Source organism: Mucilaginibacter sp. SMC90 (genome assembly GCF_022811725.1).
Taxonomy (GTDB): domain Bacteria; phylum Bacteroidota; class Bacteroidia; order Sphingobacteriales; family Sphingobacteriaceae; genus Mucilaginibacter.
Genome location: NZ_CP094527.1, coordinates 574,290 through 595,310 on the forward strand (window position 1 = coordinate 574,290; position 21,021 = coordinate 595,310).

The window sequence follows — 21,021 nt, forward strand, 5'->3', positions numbered from 1 at the left end:
TTGCGTTTTTTATTGTTGATTAAATAGTAGCCATATCAATTACAAAGCGGTAACGTACATCGCCTTTCAGCATGCGGTCATAAGCTGTATGGATATCTTTCATGTCAATCAGTTCGATATCCGAAACAATGTTATGTTCGGCACAGAAATCAAGCATCTCCTGAGTTTCAGGCAATCCGCCAATCATAGAACCGGCAAGGCTTTTACGGCCGCCAATGATGCTGAATGCAGCTATTTCGGCAGGCTTGGTAGGCACGCCAACGCATACATGCGTACCGTTGGTTTTCAATAAGCCCAAATAAACGTTCAGGTCGTGCTCGGCAGAAACAGTATCCAGGATGAAATCAAAAGTACCGGCTACAGCTTTCAGTTGTTCAGCATCTGAAGTTACCACAAAGTGATGGGCACCTAATTTTTTTGCATCTTCTTCTTTTTTAGCTGAAGTGCTTAATACAGTTACTTCGGCACCAAAGGCCACGCCAAACTTAACCGCCATGTGGCCCAAACCGCCTAAGCCAACAACTGCCATTTTGTGGCCTTTACCAATATTCCAGTGGCGTAACGGCGAGTAAGTGGTAATACCGGCACACAATAAAGGCGCTACCGAAGCCAGGTCAAGTTTATCAGAAATGCGGAGAACAAAGTCTTCATGAACTACGATGGTATTTGAATAACCGCCATAGGTAGGTGTTTTGTGGTCCTGCTCGTAACCGTTATAAGTTTGTGAGTGCCCGTTAGTGCAATATTGCTCCAGGCCATCTTTGCAGTTATCACAAACCCGGCATGAATCAACAAGGCAACCGGTACCGGCAAGGTCACCTACTTTGAATTTCTTTACGTGATTGCCTACGTTAACTACACGGCCCACAATTTCATGACCCGGTACCATAGGGAATATAGAACCGCCCCACTCATCTTTGATCTGGTGCAGGTCGGAGTGGCAAACCCCACAAAATAAAATATCAAATTGAACATCATGAGGGCCAACCTCGCGGCGCTCAAATGTCCATGGTGCAAGATCTGTTTCTTTGGTTTGTGCAGCGTATGCTTTTGTTTGTATCATGTTAAAATGTTTTGTGATACAAAGATGCGGACAATAACGGGGTGGTGTTATTTTATAAAGTTCAAGTTATTTGACTATTCTGTCCAAATTGCTTTACTGCATTTGTATAGTTGGCCGGTGCGCCGATGGCGAACAACCGTGATGGGCTTTATACAAGCGCGAAAAATGGGCAAGGTTTTCGAACCCGAGCGAATAACAAACTTCTGTCACAGCCATATCTGCTGTAAGCATTTCCCGGGCTTTAGCCAAACGTTTTTCACGGATCCACTGTGCCGGGGTAACCTGGTAAATGGCAAAGAAATCGCGTTTGAAGCTTGAAAGACTGCGCCCCGAAAGGTAAGCCAGCTCAGCAATGGAAACCGGCGAGGCATAGTTATCCATCACCACATTACGGATATCGCCATGAACCTGTTGTTTCAATTGAAGCAATTGCTGCAGCATGTTTTTATCCACGTGTACAAGATCGTAAAGCAGTTCCAGCATTTTTAGCCGCATCAGTGAGGCATCGATACTTTCGGGCTCCTCGAAATATGGTACTACCGATTCAAAAAATTTGCGCAGGCGTTCCTTTACCGGTTTCACAGCAACCATTGCAGGTTCAGCCGTTTCTACCGATTCAATTTTAGCCATTTTAACAAAATCGCGCAGAAATTCGTCCTTCAGAAAAAACATTAAGCTATTGTAGGTAGCGCCTTTTTCGGGGTTGCCTACCTTATCGTAATTGATCTGGATAGCTTTTTTCAGCAGTACCATCTCATTTTTGGATACAACGTATTCCATGTTACCGTGCGTTATGGTATTGGTGCCTTCCAACACTACAAGCAGCATATGGTCTTCTAAAAACATAGAGCCGCGGCTGCGATGCGTAACCGTGCATGATTCAATTATGGACAAGCCATTTAATTTGATATCCCTGTGGTGGTACGGGGCACAAACCAATTCGTCAGGTACTTTAACTGCTTTTTCTATCATCTCAATTATTGGCAAAGCTACACCATAATTTACAAACAAGCTTTTCTATTTAGTTCAAAAAAATTGACCATAAGGTTCAGGTAATGGTATCCTGAAAAATATCTTCAATCTCAATAAGGGTAAAATGCTTCAGAGGTGTTTAAGGGGCAAATTCAAATAATAGTCTTAACAACACAATTGCTATGAAAGCAACATCTTCATTTTATCTGATCATCCTTTTAGTATCATTTAAGTTTACCGCTGCCGCCCAGCAAAACAAGCCCATCGATACTGCCTTCAAACCTAAGATAGGTTCGTTTGATGTAGGTTATTCCTACTCGCCCTTTACTGTTAATCATAAAAGCATGAACATACAGCAGGTAAACGCATCGATAAACCTCCCGCTGATAAATAATTTTAAAGATGGGAAACTTGATTTTTTGCTCGCTGGGCTTAGCTATAGCGGACTAACCTTATCCGGTACAGGCCAAACATTTGGGGGTACGGAGTTCTATTCGGTTTCGGTACCCATAACTTTTCAGAAATCGTTTTTTCAAAAATACGCCTTGCTGATATCCGCAATCCCTACTTTGTCGTCTGATCTGAAAGATGTTTCGGGCGATGACATATCGTATTCTGCTTTTGCTATGCTTAAGATCCGATCGTCAAAAAACTTTTCTTATGCTATTGGAGCTGGTTATTCACGCCAGTTTTTTGGTTCGATATTAATCCCGGTTATTGGTATCGACTGGCAAATTAGTGAAAAGTTAAGCCTGAGCGGCACCCTGCCGGTTTCTGAAAAATTGAAATACCAATTAAGCGATAAAAGTATCCTTGGCTTCAGCAGTGATTTCGGTATCGGAGGCGGATCGTATCGGTTATCAAAGAAAACAGGATCCAATTATTTACAGGTACAGCAATATAAAAACACGCTCTTTTACAATTATCAGTTAGCTAAAAACTTTTCGGTACAAATAAGCGGCGGGTACAATTTTGTGCAAAAGCTTGACCTGTATAACAAAGATCAAAAAGTTAACTGGGCCCCGTTTAATGACCTGAGTAAGCGAGTGCCCCTGGCCGAATTGAAAAAGACGGGCTTTACTGTAGAATCGGGGATCAGCTACCGGTTTTAGCTAATCTCTTTTAAAAATTAAATCAAACGCAGCAGTGGAAACAATTATAAATTCAATGGTTGAGGTTTTCAAAACCGATGTGGAAAGTTTGGCAGATGCATCGATGTTGGTCGCGTTGCTCCAAAAGCAGATCATAAATAGCAGTGTAAATTTCGACCTGGAAGATTGCGATAAGGTTTTGAGAATAGAGGCACCGGCTATTTCTCGCCGGGCGGTTACTGCTCTGCTTAAAAAACAGGGCTATTGGTGCGAGCTGCTTGAGTAAACTGAGCTTTGTTTTGACAAAAGGTACAGGTTACCCTAAAACCTGTACCTTTTGCAAAATAGTTACCAATTCTTCCAGTCGCATTGGTTTTGAAAGATAGTCGTCCATGCCGGCCTGTATACAAACTTCACGGTCTTCCTGCATGGCATTGGCCGTCATGGCCACTATGTAGGGCTGATTACCGTCCTGACTTCTAATCTGGGCCGTGGTTTCTAATCCGTCCATTTCCGGCATCTGGATATCCATTAAAATAGTATCGTAGTGATTTTCGCTAAGCTTTTCCAATACAATAATGCCATTTGCGGCTATATCAGGCTGATAGCCCAGTTTGTTGAGTACGCGCTCTATTAATTTTTGGTTTATCGGATTATCCTCGGCTACCAATATGCGAAGCGGGTAATCTTTTGCAAAATCAGCGGAGAGCACGCTTTTAGCTGTAGTTTCGGTTGCTGGTGTATTATCCTGGTTAAATGCTTTCTGAATACTCATGCACAGGTGGTGCTGCTTAACCGGCTTAACCAATATGGTTGAGAATAGCCCCGGGAACTTGCTTTTGGTTTCGTCGCCGATAGAGCTCAACATCACAACAGGCAGCTTTGGATACTTAACCTTCACCTGGTTTGCGAGCCCAACACCATCCATTTCGGGCATTTCCATATCGGTTATCAGCAATTTAAAGCTGTTATCATTATGGAGTATGGTTAAAGCTTCGGGGCCCGACGAGGCTATTACCGGCTCCAGTTTCCAATGTTCAAGCTGAGTTTTTAGGATAAACAGGTTGGTATCATTATCATCAACTATCAATATCCGTGAACCCGCTAAAACAGTTAAATCGCAAAGTAATGGTGTGCGTACCGGGTTTTTGCTTTTTATAGTTTTGATAGAAAAGCTGAACACAGAACCTTCGCCGTAGGTACTTGTTGCCGAAATATCGCCGCCCATTAAATTCACCAGCCTTTGGCAAATAGCCAATCCAAGCCCGGTGCCGCCATATTTGCGGGTGGTTGATGAATCAACCTGCGAAAACGCTTTAAACAGGCGTGAGATCTTTTGTTCGGGGATGCCGATACCGGTATCTTTAACACTAAAACCAATTTCAGCTTCTTCGCCAATAAGCTCCTTTAAAAATACTTTAATAAAAATCTCACCTTTGGAGGTGAATTTAATGGCATTGTTGATAAGATTGATGAGTACTTGTTTTATGCGAAGACTATCGCCTACAATAAACAGCGGCACATCAGCATCAATCTGATAAATAAGGTCTATTTTTTGCTGGGCGGCCCTTTGCGCAAAAATATCCATTACTTCTTCAATAGTATGGCGAAGGTCAAAGTCCTCATGCTCTACCTCCATTTTGCCCGATTCTATCTTCGAAAAATCAAGAATATCGTTGATTACGCTTAGCAGGCCTTCGCCGCAACTGATAATAGTATCGGTATATTCCCGCTGCTCGTAGTCAAGCTTTGTTTCGGCCAGCAGCGAGGCCATGCCTATAACACCGTTCATTGGCGTGCGGATCTCGTGGCTCATTGTTGCGAGGAAAATGCTTTTGGCCTGGTTTGCCTTTTCTGCCTCTTCACGTGCCTGGTGTTCCTGCTCTTTTTGTACAACTAACTTATCATTAAGTTCATGCAGATGCTCAGATTGAACCTGCAGTTCTTCCGACTGTGCTTTTAACTCTTCTGATTGTGCCTGCAATTCTTCATATGCTTCCTGCAGTTCATCTGATTTTACCTGCAGCTCGCCTGCCTTTTGAACAACCTCGCGGGTACGTTCCTGCACAAGCTTTTCAAGATGCGCTTTTTGACGTTTAATGGCATTGATACGGTAGGCGTAAAAACTGTATGCTGCAGCTATAATCAGCAATAACACCAGCAGCCTGAACCACCATCGTACCCAAAACGGCGGGGTGATTACTACAATTACCGATGCACCGGTATTATTCCAAACACCATCATTATTTGAGGCTTTTACGTGAAAGGTATATGTTCCGGGGTCAAGGTTGGTGTAGGTAGCCCTCCGCTCCATACCTGCCTTTACCCATTCTTTATCCAGCCCATCCAATTTGTATTGATAAAGGTTGTTACGGCTTACGATATAATTAAGCGCAACGAAGTTAAAGGCAACGGATGACTGATCATATTTAAGCGTTATTTTTTGGGTAAAGCCGATGTCTGCTTTCAATAAAGAATCCTGCCCTCCCGGAGTTATTGGCTTGTTATAAAGTTGAAAGTCGGTTAAGTAAACCGGCGGTACAAACGTATTGGCTTTTATTTTTTCGGGATAAAACCTGTTAAACCCTTTAACACCGCCGAAATACATTTCGCCGTCGCGGGTTTTAAGGTAGGCATTGGCTTCAAATTCGGTTCCCTGTAAGCCATCATAGGTGTTAAATTGCTTATTGTCGCCGGTTTCAGGATTTAGCCGGTTGATCCCGGTTGATGTGGAAATCCAAAGATTATGTTTTTCATCCTCGGTAATGCCTTTAATAAAGTCATTACTCAAATTACCTTTAGTGGTAAACAGGTTAAATTTGTTGTTAGCTTTATCAAACAGGTATAAACCGGCCATGCCTATCCAAACGCGGCCCTTACTATCAGTAAAAATTACCCTTGAATCTGTTTTCTTTTTTTCGTGATCAAAGTAGTGCGAAAAACGGCGGGTGTTTAAGTTGTAACAATTAAGGCCGCCATCATCAGTACCAAACCAAACATTACCGTCTTTGTCTTCGCCGATGGAAACCACATTGTTGCCTTCAAAGGAAGTTTTGCCCTCCGGATCTTTTAAAACGCGGGTAAATTTATGTGTCTTGGTATCCAGTAAATTAAGGCCGCCAAAATAGGTGGCCACCCAAAAATTGCCCTTGCTGTCTAACAGCATCCGTTGCATAAAATCTGAACTTACCGCGTTGCGGTTGGCTTGGTTGGCTTTAAAACGGGTAAACTTGCCGGTTACCGGGTTCATGAGGTTTATACCGCCGCCCCAGGTGCCAATCCAAATGTTGCCTTGCGCATCTTCGGCAATATCCTGTATGGCATTGCTTGATATACTTGAGTTGTTATAAGGGTTAAATTTGTACTGACGAAACAACTCTGTTTTACGGTTAAACAGGTTAAGGCCACCGCCATCGGTACCTATCCAGATGTTGCCCCGGCTATCTTCTAAAAAAGCTTTAACATCATTATAGCTTAGGGTAGTTTCATTAATACCCTGCCGGTACAGTTTAAATTTGTCGGTTTCGGCAGTATAGAGGTTAATGCCACCGCGATGTGTGCCTATCCACAGGTCATGCTGTGCATCTTCATAAATGGCCGAAACCGTAGTGTTTGAAAGGCTCCCCGCGTTTTCGGGCCTCGGAAAGTATTTAACAAATTTATTGGCTTTAGCATCGTACCAGTTCATTCCCTGGTTGATGGTGCCTATCCAGATATCGCCATCCTTATCGCAAAGCACCTGCAGCACCATATTGCCCGACAGGCTGCCGTTATCCATATCGTCATGAACAAAGGACCTGAAATCCTGGCCTTGTTCGTCAAGCACCGCAACGCCCTGGCCATTAGTGCCTATCCATATGTTATTAGCCCTATCGGCGGTGATAGCGGTAATATCACTGCCGGCAATAAGGCTATTAACAGCAACAGGTTTAAATATTGATTTGGCGGCGTCATAAATGCAAAGGCCGTGACGTGTGCCCACCCATAGCATGCCTTTTTTATCTTTATAAAGTGTATTTACCGTATCGCAGTTAAGCTTTGAATTGATCGCCTTATCATGACCAAAGTGAACGGCCTTGCCCGTACGGGTATCAAGCAGGCTTATGCCGTTACCCTGTGTGCCAACCCATAAATGGTTATTGTCCTGGGCTATTACAGCGGTAACGGTTGTGTTTTTAAAACCGCTTGCCGAAAATTTATTGGTAACAGGGTCGAACCGGTTAAGATTATAGTTAGTGCCTATCCAAAGTTTATGATCAGCGTCTTCATAAATGCAATTGATGAAGCCATCGGTAATGCTTGATTTGTCGGCAGGGCTATTTTTGTAGATGATAACCTTTGAGCCGTCATACCGGTTTAAACCATCGCGGGTACCAAACCACATAAAGCCGCGGCTATCCTGAAATATGCAATTGATAGTACTATTTGAAAGCCCTTGTTCATTACTGATGTGCTTGAACCGCGAGTCGGAGATCTGGGCAAATGAGTTAAGTGAAACCCCTAAAATAAAAAACAGTAAAAATAAAGAAAACTGCGCGGGGCGAAGGCGATATGCCGCAAAAATAGGATCAGCCATTTAACGTAGGGGTGTCATTAAGTAACAGCAATAATACTTAAATTATCTCATAGATTTTATGAAACTCTTTAAGCATCTTGCATATACGTTGTTAATATGTTAACCGGATTTTAATTAGGCTATGTTTTTTTCAACAGTTTGTGTTGGTATACGGTAATATTGCAATAGAGTTTTGAAAACAGGTAAAACTTCACCAATTGTTCATAAAACTATTGAGCAATTAACCGCGTGGCCGGGATGGTATAGGATTTTGCGAACAGATACCTATTTCAAAATAAAGCACGAGGAAGGGCTGGCCTTATCATTATAAACGCTGCCAAGCTGTACCGGGCCTGATGTGTTATCAAAAACCATGATATTATTTTCGCCAGATATAAAATGGGGCCATTGTTTATCATTAACCAGGCCCGGGGCCCGGCCTTTGATAAAGTTTACCCAGTTTTTATGCATCTGCTGGGCCAGCGTCAATTCTGTTGTGTTAAAGTTATTTTGCCTGGGCAAATACCATATATAGGCTAATTCATCAGCATGGGTAGCTCCCGAACCATCGCGCTTATAGTCAAAGCGGTACATCCAAACATGATTGCCTGCCTGCGCCAGGGTGTTGGCCAGCCTGTAGCTATGCATCTGGTACATGTACTGGGTAAGTACTTTTAAGGCAGCACTATCTGCATTGCCGTTTTTAGCTTCAGCATCATATTTTGACAATACGTAACGATAATTGTCACCAAACCATCCGTATAATACAGTGCTGTCAGGGTGGTTAAGGCGCTTGTCGAAACCCATGAATAATTTACTTTCAAATTTATTGGTGCCGATCAAAAAACGCAGCTTATTATTTTTATTTTTAAGGATATATTGATAGGCATCCTGCAAAATAACGGAACCATCTATCACCGGGCCAAAGTAATTGGTACCCTGCGCCCCATTACTGATTTTGGCCTGGGCGGCAATAAGTTTTTCGGCGGTGATGTTGAGCAGGTCGACAGGTTTGGAAATGCCCAGTTCGGTCATTAGCCGTTGCCTGATGCCTTTTGCAGTGACAGAATCCCTGATGCATTGAACCGCACCACTCTCTAAAATTTGTTGGTTAAAATAGCCTTTGGATTGAGGTGTTGCCAACAGCGCGCTGGTAAGTTTAGCTCCTGCCGATTCGCCGGTTACAGTAACTTTTGAAGCATCGCCACCAAAAGCAGCAATATTTTGTTTGATCCATTTTAGCGCCATGATGAGGTCGAGCAGGCCGTTATTGCCGGATGACTGATAGGCTTTACCAACATCACCCAAATACATAAAGCCGAACACGCCGAGGCGATAGTTGATGGTAACGGTAACAACGCTGTCGTCATCGGCAAAGGCATGGCCGTTCATTCCCATACCCGAGCCGCCGGTAAGCGAGCCGCCATGTACCCACACCAGTACCGGAAGTTTAGCTCTCCTTGCTGTGGTAGGGGTATAAACATTTAAAGAAAGGCAATCTTCGCTGCCCTTAAGCCCGCCGGCACCGCCGCCTTGTGAGGCCTGGCTGCCAAACTTCATGCAGGAGAGTGTATCTTTCCATGAACTCGTTGGCTGCGGGGGCATAAAACGTAAAGGGCCAACCGGCGGTTTGGCATATGGAATGCCTTTAAATACCAATGTTGGCCCTTCTTTAATGCCTTTTATCCACCCGCCTGATAACTTTGTTACAACTGTTTGGGCGCTTGAGTTAAAACAGAAAACAATGCCCAGCAAAAAAGTGCATAAAGAGATCCGGCGGATGATATTTTTCATAAAATGGTTGATCTTAATAAGTAGCTGCCAGCTGAAGCGCATTATAAGCATTAACCACGCCGCCGGTTACGCAAAGATCGGTAAACGGAACCTCTTTTTTAGTATCGCCATACTTGATCTCTACATTATGTGATATTTTCACTACCGATTTCATGATGATTTCTTTAACCTGCACAGCAGTTAATTTAGGATAATAAGAGCGGATCAATGCGGCCAAACCGGTTACGACAGGGGCTGCCATACTGGTGCCATCATGATTGGCGTAGGTTGATTTTGGTGTGGTTGAATTGATAGCTACGCCCGGTGCAAATACATCGACACTGGTTTTACCATAGTTAGAGAACGATGCTTTCAACGTTTCATCATCTTTAGGACCAGATGCCCCAACTTCTATCCAGGCACCGGCTATACCACTTTTATCTTCATAGGTCCGGTTAGGAACATTGAGTTCAACCTCGGTATTGTTGTTATCATTACCGGCTGCATGTACCAGTAATACATCTTTGCTTAAAGCAAACTTTACAGCATCATCCACCGCTTTTTTGTTATATGAATAGCTTTTGCCAAAGCTCATATTAATTACCCTGGCACCATTAGCAGCAGCATAGCGAATAGCATTGGCCACATCTTTATCACGCTCATCGCCGGTTGGCACCGTACGTACCGACATAATGGCCACGTCATTGGCCACACCCATAATACCCAGGTTGTTATCCCTTACAGCACCTATGATACCTGCAACGTGGGTGCCATGATCAGCATCGGGGCCGGTTACATCGTTGTTGCCGTAAAAACGCTCGTTTGCGTTGTTGTAGTTATCGCCAACGGTATCCCTCGAGTTAAAATTAAGGTTGAGGTGATAATCTAATTGTTCTTTGAAATGGGTTAAGCCTCCGTTTACTTCTTTCTCCCTGAAATCGGCTACATTCTTAAACTCGGGCAGGGCGCTTTCCAGTACGCGTTTAACATAAGCTTCGCCATTATCTTTAGGCTCAAACTTTTTAATATCATCAAGGCTTGGGTTTTGGTTACCCAGCTTGGTCAAAACACCATCAAGCAGGGTGTTGAATTTATTGATGACGGTATATGTTTGCTGGGCCTTGGCAAGTTGTTTATCCATGTCGGCCTTCATTGCTCCGTATGCTTTAAAGTCGGCGAGGTCTTTACCGGTAAGTTTTGTGCTGTCAACATTGGCAAAACGTGCGTTGTTGATGCGTACAAGGCGCGTAAGCTCAAGGTTGTCATAATGCACATCTCCTTTGGCCGAGCCTATAAAATCCCAGCCATGGATGTCATCAGCATAGCCGTTTTTGTCGTCATCTTTTTTATTCCCTGCAGTTTCCTTCGGGTTATTCCAGATCACCTTTTTAAGGTCTTCATGATCAACATCAATGCCGCCATCAATTACAGCTACCAGCACGGTAACATGTTTTTTGTCTTTTAGCAATTCATTGTATGCTTTTTCTGTACTGATCCCGAAAACGGAATCAGTTTTAAGATCGAGGTTTTGCCAGTTAGGCTTGGTTTTTGGAGCTTCCTGGGCATAAGCCAATACAGGCAAGCAAAGCCCGGCTGCCAGCACGAGCTTCTTAAGCGGAAAATTGTTAATCATTAATACTTTCAGTAATAGTTATATACGGTACAAAAACTCTAAAGTAGGTTTTTAATTGTTGCAAAAATGTGCGGGTTTGGTGATTTTAATATCTTTCTGTGAAAAATGCTTTCGGTTAGTCTGCCTTTTGTTCAAAAATGTGCTCAATTATAAATTTTGATTCCTCCACGCGGACCTTCTTCCTGATCAGCTCGCGCAAATCATCAGTGGCACCATCCGTTACCTCATAATTTTTTTCCTTACAGGTTTTTAAAAAGTCTGCGTACAATTGTTTCGCTTTGTCGGCTTCGCCTTTTGCAAGTGTGGCAAGTGCTATATTAAACATGGCATAAGTTGCATCCTGCTGGTATTTCAGGGCTTTGTAGGAATATTTTATACAGTCGTCAAATTTACCTGCACAATAATATGACCAGCCCAGGTTGCCTAATGCGGTTGCATAAGTACTATCAATAGCTACCGCTTTTTGGGCAGCCTCAATGGCTTCCTGGTATTTGCCTGATTGGGTGTAACTCAGATTAAGGCCTACATAGGCATACTTATATTCGGGATTGGCTTTTATAGCTTTTTGATGATAAGTTATAGCTGTTTCATATTGTTTCTTCTTGTAGAAGCAATCACCTATCCTGTCATACGGAAAAGGATAAGATTTATCTATGCTGATAGCCTTTTGAAGATCATTTATAGCATCATCCAGCTTATCTGAATAATAATAGGCATCTCCCCGGTCGGCGTAAAAAGTGCGCCTTTCGGGTTCTAAGCTGATGGCCTGTGTATAAAGACTGATAGCTGTTTCATATTCATTCCTGTCGCAGTAGATATCGCCTTTCAGGTCATAACCGTCACCATCGCTGGTATTCTGACTAATATGCTGATTGATAAAATAAAGGGCACTATCGGGCATGTTCATGTTTTTGTAGCACCTTGTAAGGTTGTAATAAGTCCAGTTGTAGTTTGGCCTTAACCTTAAGGTCAGCCTCAGATCGGTTGCTGCTTCCCTGTACTTTTCCAAATCGATCAGGCAATCGGCCCGGTCGTAATAAAATAAAAAATTCCCCGGAAACAAATTAATAGCTTTGTCGTAATCAGCTACCGCCTTCTCAAGCTCATCAAGTTTATTATAGCACTTTGCACGTACGTGGTAGGCATGGGCGTACTGAGGCCAGGCTGCTATTGTCTTATCACAATATGTTATACATTCCTTGTATTTATGCTGGTCAAAAAGGGCCTCTGCCTGCATAATATTGGCCGATACCAGTCCCGGGTTGCTATTCAGTAACCTGTTCAGTTCGGGGCCTGTTGTTGATTTTCCTTTTAATGATGTGGTAAGCAACTTTAGTCGTTGGGTAAAGGCAGTATTGGGTGCATTTTTTAAAAGCCCATCCCAAACGTTATCAGCACTTTTATCATTTGGCTGCGAAGTGAAAACTATTTTAAAGAAGGTTTTCCCTAATTGCTTTTCGGCAGGTGAAAGGCCATTGTTGTTGAGATCCTCAATAAGGCTGATGACTTCATATCCCTGGTAAGGCATTATCCGTTTTACATCCTTTTGCGACCTGATATTTTTTATAGTTTTTGATAACAGTGCCATGCCTTTATCAACACTATCCTGTTTAAAACTGGTTATGGCATCTTTTAAAAACAACGTATAGTCATTTAGCCGATAGCCGGGTGTGACCGTTTGGATCGGGCTTTTTTTGCTGGAGGTATCAGCAGGTGATAAGGCACCTGCAGTTAAAGGGCCCAAAATAAAAAGCCAAAAAGCTATTGATTTGAATGATAAGGTCATGCTATAAAAATAGCATATCCCATTAATATTAAAAAATGCCAACAAGGATTGATTGGTATCCTGTTTATTTCTCCTCCCTTACTTTTTTTACCTCAGCTGCAGTAACCAGGCTGCTGTTATTACCAAAATTGTTGCGGATATAAGTGAGTACGGACGCAATATCAGCGTCGCTCAAAAAGTTGTGCTTGGGCATCGCGCTGTTGTAAGGGTGGTTTTTTACTTTGATAGGCCCGTCGAGGCCGTTAAGCAGCACCCTTATGGCCAGATCTTTTTCCATGAACTTGCCACCGGTAACCCATTCCGATCCGCTGAGCGGCGGGATCATATTACCATCGCCGCGGCCATTTTTTTGATGGCAGTTAGCGCAGTAGGTATTGTAGATCTTAGCGCCGCCTTTAAGCATCCCGGTTTGCAGGTCGCTTTTTAAAACATCAGGTAATCTGAAGCCCGGCAGCTTTTTACGCAACTCCATTTTGGCAAGCTCGGCTTTGCCGAAACCAGATCTATTGCCGGTGTACGAGATCTTCCAGATCTTTCCTTCCTCTGTTTCGCTGATATACAATGAACCATCGGGGCCCATTGCCAGGCCCATTGGCCGGTAAACCGCGTCACTTACACTTACTACCGTGTTTTTCCCTGTAAATCCATCGGCAAAAATTTCCCATTGACCGGCAGGCTTTCCATTTTTAAATGGCACGAAGCATACAAAGAAACCTGCCTGCGGATAAGGCGACCGGTTGGTTGAACCGTGAAAAGCAATAAAGGCACCATTTTTATATCTTGCAGGGAATTGATTGCCGGTATAAAACAGTAAATCATTTGGTGCCCAGTGCGCCGGGAAAGCCATAATAGGCTGAGTATATTTAGCGCCATTGCCGGCCTTTTTTCCATCGCCGCCATATTCAGGGTTCAGGAGCTTTTTCTTTTTAATAGGATCATAATAATAGTAAGGCCAGCCCACATCAGTTCCTTTTTTTACTTTAATAAACTCTTCGGCAGGCAGCACAGCGCTTTGCCACGCACTAAATATTTTAGGGAACTGCAAACGCAAATCATCACGGCCATGAGCAACAACATACAGGCAGCTATCGGCAGTGTTCCAATCCATAGCAACAACACTGCGCATGCCCGTAGCATAGCGGATGCCATCTGCCTGTACCTGGTTAGGTTTAGCCTCATCAAACTGCCAGATGCCCCCATATTGCTTTAGTAAAGGACAGCCCTTGATCCCTTTTGAACCGGGGACCCTGTTTTGCTGCTGGCAGGCGTTGGAGGGGGCTCCAAACGCCACATACATATGCCCGGCATTGTCAAAAGCCAGGGGCTTGGCGTCATGCTCATGCGGGGCAGTAGCATCATGTAATATCAATTCCAGCGGTCCGTCGGGTACCAGTTTTTTAGGATTTAATTTGGTGCGATAAACGTTTGCCTCCGAACTGAAATACAGGTAGCCTTTATGCACCCGCATACCGGTACCGTAAGGGCCTTTATCTTCATAATTGGCAAATTTTTTAATGATATCCGCCCGGCCATCACCATTGGTATCGCGCAGTGCAACATTACCGCCGATAGAATCAGGGAAACGCAATTTTACATAAACATCGCCATTAGTGTTCACTGCTATATGCCTGGCACGCCCTTCCAGGCTATCAACCACTACTACAGCTTTAAACTTACCGGGCAGGAATAAACCGCCGTTGGAAGTATCCTTTACCGGCTGCGTAATTTTCTTTCGGATATCTTTAAAACTGATCACAGACAGTGCGCACAGGATCAGCAAAATACCAATCGCAGTTGTTTTGTTTTTCATTTTTGAGGCGAACAGGTTATCTAAATTCGGAACCATCGCTTAAAAAGCAACATCCTGCTATAAAAGCAATTTTGCAGGTAAATGTTTAGGCCGGGCTTATTTTTTATTGGAGAGGTAGCTATAATTGCATAAAATTGAAGCATACACAGGCTTCATCGTATTGTAAGGAAAAATCTTATCTTTTCAGAAAAACAGAGACCCATGCCCGAAACGCTTCCCGAAAAAAACAAATTAGGCCTATGGACCAGCACCTCACTGGTGATTGGCAACATGATTGGTGCGGGTATTTTCCTGATGCCGGCGGCTATGGCTTCATTCGGAAGCATCGGCTTGCTGGGCTGGGTGTTTTCGGCAATAGGGTCATTCTTTTTGGCGAAGGTTTTCAGTAACCTGAGCAAGTTGCTGCCTCATGCTACCGGAGGCCCTTACGCGTACACCCGGGATGGACTGGGCGATTTCATTGGGTTTTTGGTAGCCTGGGGATATTACCTTGCCGTGGCCTGCGCCAATGCAGCAATCACCATATCATTTGTAAGTGCCTTGAGCACCTTTTTTCCGGTGCTGGCCAGTAGCAGTGCTATTGCCGTGGCGGCCGGCTTGTGTTCGATATGGTTATTGGCTTACATCAATACATTGGGCATTGTTACCGGCGGAAAGCTGCAATTGGTAACCACCATTTTAAAAGTATTGCCACTGCTGCTGGTAGCTATCGGCGGTCTGTTTTTTATAAAAGCTGTAAACTTTAGCCCTTTTAATGCAAGTGGCGGCAGTATTATCGGCGCTTTGCAGGCTACGGCCACCATGACCATGTTTGCGTTTATTGGTATTGAAAGCGCCACCGTTCCATCAGGCAGTGTGGAAAATCCTGAGAAAACTGTGGCCAGGGCAACCATGCTGGGGCTGCTCATCACCACCTTTATTTATATACTGGGAAGTGTTAGCGTTATCGGTATTATCCCCGCAGCACAACTGCAAAAGTCTCTTACGCCTTATGCAGATACGGCGGTGATCATTTATGGCAGCAGTGCCCGTTACTGGGTAAGTGCGGGTATTGCTATCGCAGCTTTCGGTTCGCTTAATGGATGGACGTTGCTACAGGGGCAGGTGCCTTACGCTATTTCAAAAGACAAACTTTTCCCGCCCATATTCAGCAGGACGAACAAAAAAGGTGTTCCTTATATGGGTATCATCATCAGCAGCATTATGGTATCGCTGTTCATGACCATGAATTATACCAAAGGACTGGTAGCACAGTTTAAGTTCCTGCTGCTGCTTTCGCTGCTGAGCGTTTTGATTCCTTATTTGTTATCCGCGGCGGCTTATCTCGTTATCCGGGTGCGGAAAACGCCACAGGCAGGCGGCTGGGCCGGAGCTGTGGCGTTAGCTGTAATGGCTTTTGGTTACGCGCTTTGGGCCATTGCGGGAGCCGGACAGGAGGCAGTATATTATGGCTTCCTACTGCTTATGGCTGGCATCCCGTTTTATGTTTGGGCCGCATTCAGAAAAAATGCGAATTAGTTTTTATTATAAAGCTCCGGCTTTGATCTCGTCAACTACCGATGGATCAAGCAGCGTGCTGGTATCACCAAGGTTTGAAGTATCGCCTTCGGCTATCTTGCGCAAAATACGGCGCATGATCTTGCCCGAGCGTGTTTTTGGCAATCCTGTTACAAACTGAATTTTATCCGGTTTGGCTATCGGGCCAATAATGCGAGACACTGTCATAATAATATCCTTGCGGGTAATATCTTCATCGCCATGTTTATCCGGACTAACCACATAGGCGTAAACACCTTGTCCTTTAATGTCATGAGGATAACCAACCACGGCCGATTCAACTACACTGCTATGCATATTAATAGCGTTCTCCACCTCGGCAGTACCAATACGGTGGCCAGATACATTTAATACATCATCCACACGACCGGTAATACGGTAATAGCCGTCCTCATCGCGCAAGCAACCATCGCCGGTAAAATACATGTTTTCGTAAGTGGCGAAATAGGTGGTGCGGCAACGCTCATGATCGCCATAAGTGGTGCGCAGCATCCCTGGCCACGGGAATTTGATACAAAGGTTTCCGCTTACGCCATTTCCTTCAATCACCTGGCCGTTTTCGTCAACCAAAACAGGTTGTACACCTGGTAAAGGCAGGGTAGCATAACCCGGTTTGGTTGGAGTGATACCTGCAATTGGCGAGATCATGATACCGCCATTTTCCGTTTGCCACCAGGTATCAACAATTGGGCAGCGGTTTTTGCCTATGTTATCATCAAACCAATGCCATGCCTCTTCATTGATAGGTTCGCCTACCGAGCCTAATTTTTTAAGCGAGCTGAGGTCTTTGTTTTTTACCTGATCAAGCCCGAAGCTCATTAGCGAGCGGATGGCTGTTGGTGCAGTGTATAATATGTTTACTTTAAACTTGTCAACAATCTCCCAGAAACGACCGCAATCAGGATAGGTTGGGATACCTTCGAACATCAGCGTGGTAGCTCCCTGCGAAAGCGGGCCATATACTATATAGGAGTGCCCGGTGATCCAGCCAATATCGGCTGTACAAAAATAAACCTCACCCTGGTTGTACTGGAATACATTGGCAAAGGTATAACCTGCATAAACCATGTAACCGCCGCAAGTATGTACTACGCCTTTAGGTTTACCGGTTGAGCCCGATGTGTACAGGATGAAAAGCATATCTTCGGCATCCATAACCTCAGCCGGGCAACTTGGGTTACCCTGTGTTTCCACTTTTTTAATTTCATCTTCCCACCAAACATCGCGGCCCTTGATCATCGAAACCGGCGTGCGGCTACGAGTAAGTACAATCACTTTTTTAACCGAACGGCATTGTACCAAAGCATCATCAATTACAGTTTTGAGCGGTACTTCTTTATTGCCTCGTTTACCGCCATCGCAGGTGATCACGATATTACACTCGGCGTCATTGATCCTATCGGCAATTGATTGGGCCGAGAACCCTCCAAACACTACTGAGTGGATAGCACCGATACGGGCACAAGCCAAAACGGCAATAGCCAGTTCGGGGATCATAGGCATATAGATACAAACACGGTCACCCTTTTTTGCACCGTTGTTTTTAAGCACGTTAGCAAACTGGCAAACTTTATCGTGAAGCTGGCGATATGTTAATATACGATGGTCTTCTTCAGGATCGTTAGGTTCCCAGATGATGGCTGGTTTATCGCCAAGAGTTTCCAGATGACGGTCGAGGCAATTCTCTGTAATATTGAGCTGTGCACCCTGAAACCATTTGATCTTTGGTTCTTTAAAGTTCCAGTCGAGTATGGTGTCCCACTTTTTTTTCCATAAAAAATTATCGGCAATGCCGGCCCAGAATTGTTCGGGCTGCTCAACGCTTTGCTGATAAACTTTTTTGTACTCTTCAAACGATGTAATTTTCATTGGTTGGTTGGTGTTTGGTTGGTTGATGAAGTTGTTATGCGCTTATCATGTTTGTTTGCTTTTAGCTTATAACGTTTTCATACTGGTTTAAATGGTGGGCGTAATTTAATAATTTATGTGCGATGTATAAACTAAAATCGCTACTTTTTAAATTTTTTTAAGAAGTGATTATTGGACGAATAACGGTAGCATGGATAGGGATTTATACACGAATGCTTTGTGGTTGAGTACAATTAGGTCGAATTACACGAATTTTGGATTCAAGAAACCATAATTCGTGTAATTCGATCTAATTCGAAAAAAATAACGTAAAAATTTCTACCGTATTACAGCCAATTAAGCCTGTGGTCGGTGTTATCACCATGGGTGTTCGGAAGATGAAATTATCTCCACTTTTTAAATAAAAAAATATGTCATTGCGAGCGCAGCGCGGCAATCTCGTAGCCAATGCATGTTCGCCCTGTATAGCTATGGGATTGCCACGTCGCCCCAAGCTCTTGCTCACGCCGCTCCTCGCAATGACATGGCTTTTAACCAGCATTCCCAACCGATCTGAATCTTCCGAACACCTGTGGTGTTATCACCGTACCACGTGATTTAAAAGGAACGTTACCAAATGAAGAAACTGCCGTATGCAAAAATGGTGCGGTGATAACACCGACCATAAGCTATAGATAGAAATTTAGGTCGAATTATACGAATTATTATTTCCTTCTATTCAAATTCGTGTAATTCGATCTAATTCGAAAAAATTAGTGTTGAAATTTATACCGTATTGTAGCCAACTTAGATAGCTATTTTCAAGCATTGTTTTTGCTCTAATAACACTGATTAAAAAGAATTTGAAAATTTTTCAAATCACTATTGAATATTTGGTTTAAAAGTCTGATATTTGCAAACTCTTTTTGGATAAAGGGTTGATAATTAAAAATATTTGTCATGTCAAGAATTTGTGATCTAACAGGAAAAGGATCTATCGTAGGTAACAACGTTTCAAACTCAAACGTTAAAACAAAACGCAGGTTTCATCCTAACTTGAAACTTAAAAAGTTTTATATTCCTGAAGAAGATAAATGGATTACCTTAAAGGTATCTACTTCTGCTGTGAAAACTATCAGCAAAAACGGTATTACCGCCTGCATCAATAAATTTGTTAAAAAAGGCTACATTTAGTAGTTGGCTTGCAAGTTTAGCAGTATAATAAAATTGAAAAATTACGTAAGCCGCGAGGTTACACGTACAACATAAAAATAAAATGGCAAAAAAAGGCAACAGGGTTCAGGTGATTTTAGAGTGCACCGAACACAAAACAAGCGGTATGCCAGGCATGTCTCGCTATATCACCACTAAGAACAAGAAAAACACTACCGAAAGATTAGAGTTGAAAAAATTCAACCCTGTTTTACGTAAAGTAACTGTTCACAAAGAGATAAAATAATTGGTTGATGAAGTTGATTGGTTGATTAGGTTAACATGCTAACAACAATTAACTTGCTAATTAAATCATTCACTAATTCAAAAAATTAATAAGAAATGGCAAAGAAAGTAGTTGCAACCCTGAAAGTAGCAGGTAAAGGCAAAGAATATTCAAAAGTGATCACTATGAATAAATCACCTAAAACCGGTGCTTATTCATTCAAAACCCAAATTGTCCCTAACGATTTAGTTAAGGATGCAATTGCAGGTAAAACTATATAATCACTCTTTGATTAAAATATTAAAGCCGTCTTGTTTTAACGAGAGGGCTTTTTTTGTTGAATGAAATTGGATGTGCGGATTTCAGATATGCAAATGTGCAGGTGACGAAAAATTATCTGATCAGCAAAACATTTGGATATTGAAATCAGTACATTAAACAAACAATCTGCACATCTGAAATTAGCACATTTGCATATCAACGAACATGGGATTATTTGATTTTTTTAAGAAAAAGGAAAATACGCAGCAAGACCAGCAGGCGCTTGATACCGGTTTGGAAAAAACCAAGGATAACTTTTTTTCAAAGATCACCAAAGCCATCGCCGGTAAATCAACCGTTGATGATGATGTGCTTGATGAGCTGGAAGAGATCCTGGTTACATCAGACGTTGGCGTAAGCACCACCCTCAAGATCATCGACAGGATCCAGGCCCGCGTTGCCCGCGATAAATACGTAAGCACCAACGAACTGAACACCCTGTTGAAAGATGAGATTCAGCAGCTGCTCGCCGAAAACAACAGTAACGACTTCCGTAATTTTGAATACGGCGATCATAAGCCCTATGTAATTATGGTAGTTGGTGTTAACGGCGTAGGTAAAACCACTACCATAGGCAAGTTGGCACATAAGCTTAAACAAGCCGGTAACCAGGTAGTTTTAGGTGCTGCCGATACCTTCCGTGCAGCAGCCGTAGACCAGATCAAGCTTTGGGGCGAACGTGTTGGTGTAAAAGTTGTTGCCCAGGCCATGGGATCAGATCCGGCTTCGGTTGCTTATGATACCCTGCGCTCGGCAGTTGCCAATGGCGATGATGTAGCTATTATAGATACTGCCGGTCGTTTGCACAATAAAGTTGGTTTGATGAATGAGCTAACCAAGATCAAGAACGTGATGCAAAAGGTTATCCCTGGTGCCCCGCATGAGATATTGCTGGTGCTGGATGCCTCAACTGGTCAAAACGCGATTGAGCAATGTAAGCAATTTACCGAGGCTACCAATGTAAATGCTTTGGCACTTACCAAGCTTGATGGCACGGCCAAAGGCGGTGTGGTGATTGGTATATCAGATCAGTTCAAGATCCCGGTGAAATATATAGGTGTAGGCGAAGGCATGGATCACTTGCAGTTGTTTGACAGGCAGGCGTTTGTGGATTCGCTATTTAAACAATAAAGACATAAAAAACGCGTCATTGCGAGGTACGAAGCAATCCCCA

General features: G+C 43.3%; 15 protein-coding genes. 7 read left to right on the top strand and 8 right to left on the bottom strand.

Annotated elements, in window-relative coordinates:
- Positions 1–19: 19 nt before the first annotated feature.
- Entirely contained in the window at positions 20–1,063 is a 1,044-nt protein-coding gene (locus tag MTO98_RS02560) for an NAD(P)-dependent alcohol dehydrogenase (protein WP_243485073.1), read from the bottom strand.
- 93 nt (positions 1,064–1,156) lie between these two features.
- Positions 1,157–2,074, bottom strand: coding sequence for an AraC family transcriptional regulator (locus tag MTO98_RS02565; protein ID WP_243485074.1), 918 nt, complete (start codon positions 2,072–2,074; stop codon positions 1,157–1,159).
- A gap of 143 nt (positions 2,075–2,217) precedes the next feature.
- On the opposite strand from MTO98_RS02565, the gene MTO98_RS02570 reads away from it, so the two are divergent.
- Entirely contained in the window at positions 2,218–3,147 is a 930-nt protein-coding gene (locus MTO98_RS02570; RefSeq protein WP_243485075.1) for a DUF6268 family outer membrane beta-barrel protein, read from the top strand.
- 34 nt (positions 3,148–3,181) lie between these two features.
- The gene (locus MTO98_RS02575) at positions 3,182–3,412 is read left to right on the top strand and encodes a hypothetical protein (protein ID WP_243485076.1); all 231 of its coding nucleotides are present in this window, start codon (positions 3,182–3,184) and stop codon (positions 3,410–3,412) included.
- 30 nt (positions 3,413–3,442) lie between these two features.
- Here MTO98_RS02575 and MTO98_RS02580 read toward each other — a convergent pair whose 3' ends face one another.
- From MTO98_RS02580 to MTO98_RS02600, 5 genes are all read right to left on the bottom strand, one after another.
- Entirely contained in the window at positions 3,443–7,702 is a 4,260-nt protein-coding gene (locus MTO98_RS02580) for a two-component regulator propeller domain-containing protein (protein ID WP_243485077.1), read from the bottom strand.
- A 264-nt stretch (positions 7,703–7,966) separates the two neighbouring features.
- On the bottom strand, positions 7,967–9,475 hold the full coding sequence (locus MTO98_RS02585; RefSeq protein WP_243485078.1) for a carboxylesterase/lipase family protein: 1,509 nt from the start codon (positions 9,473–9,475) through the stop codon (positions 7,967–7,969).
- A gap of 13 nt (positions 9,476–9,488) precedes the next feature.
- Positions 9,489–11,087, bottom strand: coding sequence for a S8 family peptidase (locus MTO98_RS02590; RefSeq protein ID WP_243485079.1), 1,599 nt, complete (start codon positions 11,085–11,087; stop codon positions 9,489–9,491).
- Between the two features lie 115 nt (positions 11,088–11,202).
- Positions 11,203–12,873 (bottom strand): tetratricopeptide repeat protein, encoded by a 1,671-nt coding sequence (locus MTO98_RS02595; protein ID WP_243485080.1) that lies wholly within the window; start codon positions 12,871–12,873, stop codon positions 11,203–11,205.
- Between the two features lie 64 nt (positions 12,874–12,937).
- Positions 12,938–14,683, bottom strand: a complete 1,746-nt coding sequence (locus tag MTO98_RS02600) for a c-type cytochrome (protein ID WP_243485081.1) — start codon at positions 14,681–14,683, stop codon at positions 12,938–12,940.
- Between the two features lie 201 nt (positions 14,684–14,884).
- Between MTO98_RS02600 and MTO98_RS02605 the strand changes: the two genes are divergently transcribed.
- A complete protein-coding gene (locus MTO98_RS02605; protein WP_243485082.1) occupies positions 14,885–16,201 on the top strand; it encodes an amino acid permease in 1,317 nt (438 codons plus the stop codon).
- Between the two features lie 6 nt (positions 16,202–16,207).
- Here the strand turns inward: MTO98_RS02605 and acs are convergent, their stop codons facing one another.
- On the bottom strand, positions 16,208–18,109 hold the full coding sequence (acs, locus tag MTO98_RS02610; protein ID WP_243485083.1) for an acetate--CoA ligase: 1,902 nt from the start codon (positions 18,107–18,109) through the stop codon (positions 16,208–16,210).
- A gap of 939 nt (positions 18,110–19,048) precedes the next feature.
- Between acs and rpmB the strand changes: the two genes are divergently transcribed.
- From rpmB to ftsY, 4 genes are all read left to right on the top strand, one after another.
- Positions 19,049–19,282, top strand: a complete 234-nt coding sequence (rpmB, locus tag MTO98_RS02615) for a 50S ribosomal protein L28 (protein ID WP_022830076.1) — start codon at positions 19,049–19,051, stop codon at positions 19,280–19,282.
- A gap of 82 nt (positions 19,283–19,364) precedes the next feature.
- Entirely contained in the window at positions 19,365–19,547 is a 183-nt protein-coding gene (gene rpmG, locus MTO98_RS02620) for a 50S ribosomal protein L33 (RefSeq protein ID WP_022830075.1), read from the top strand.
- A 95-nt stretch (positions 19,548–19,642) separates the two neighbouring features.
- The gene (locus MTO98_RS02625; protein WP_022830074.1) at positions 19,643–19,807 is read left to right on the top strand and encodes a DUF4295 domain-containing protein; all 165 of its coding nucleotides are present in this window, start codon (positions 19,643–19,645) and stop codon (positions 19,805–19,807) included.
- 205 nt (positions 19,808–20,012) lie between these two features.
- Positions 20,013–20,978, top strand: a complete 966-nt coding sequence (gene ftsY / locus MTO98_RS02630; RefSeq protein WP_121233453.1) for a signal recognition particle-docking protein FtsY — start codon at positions 20,013–20,015, stop codon at positions 20,976–20,978.
- Positions 20,979–21,021 lie beyond the last annotated feature (43 nt).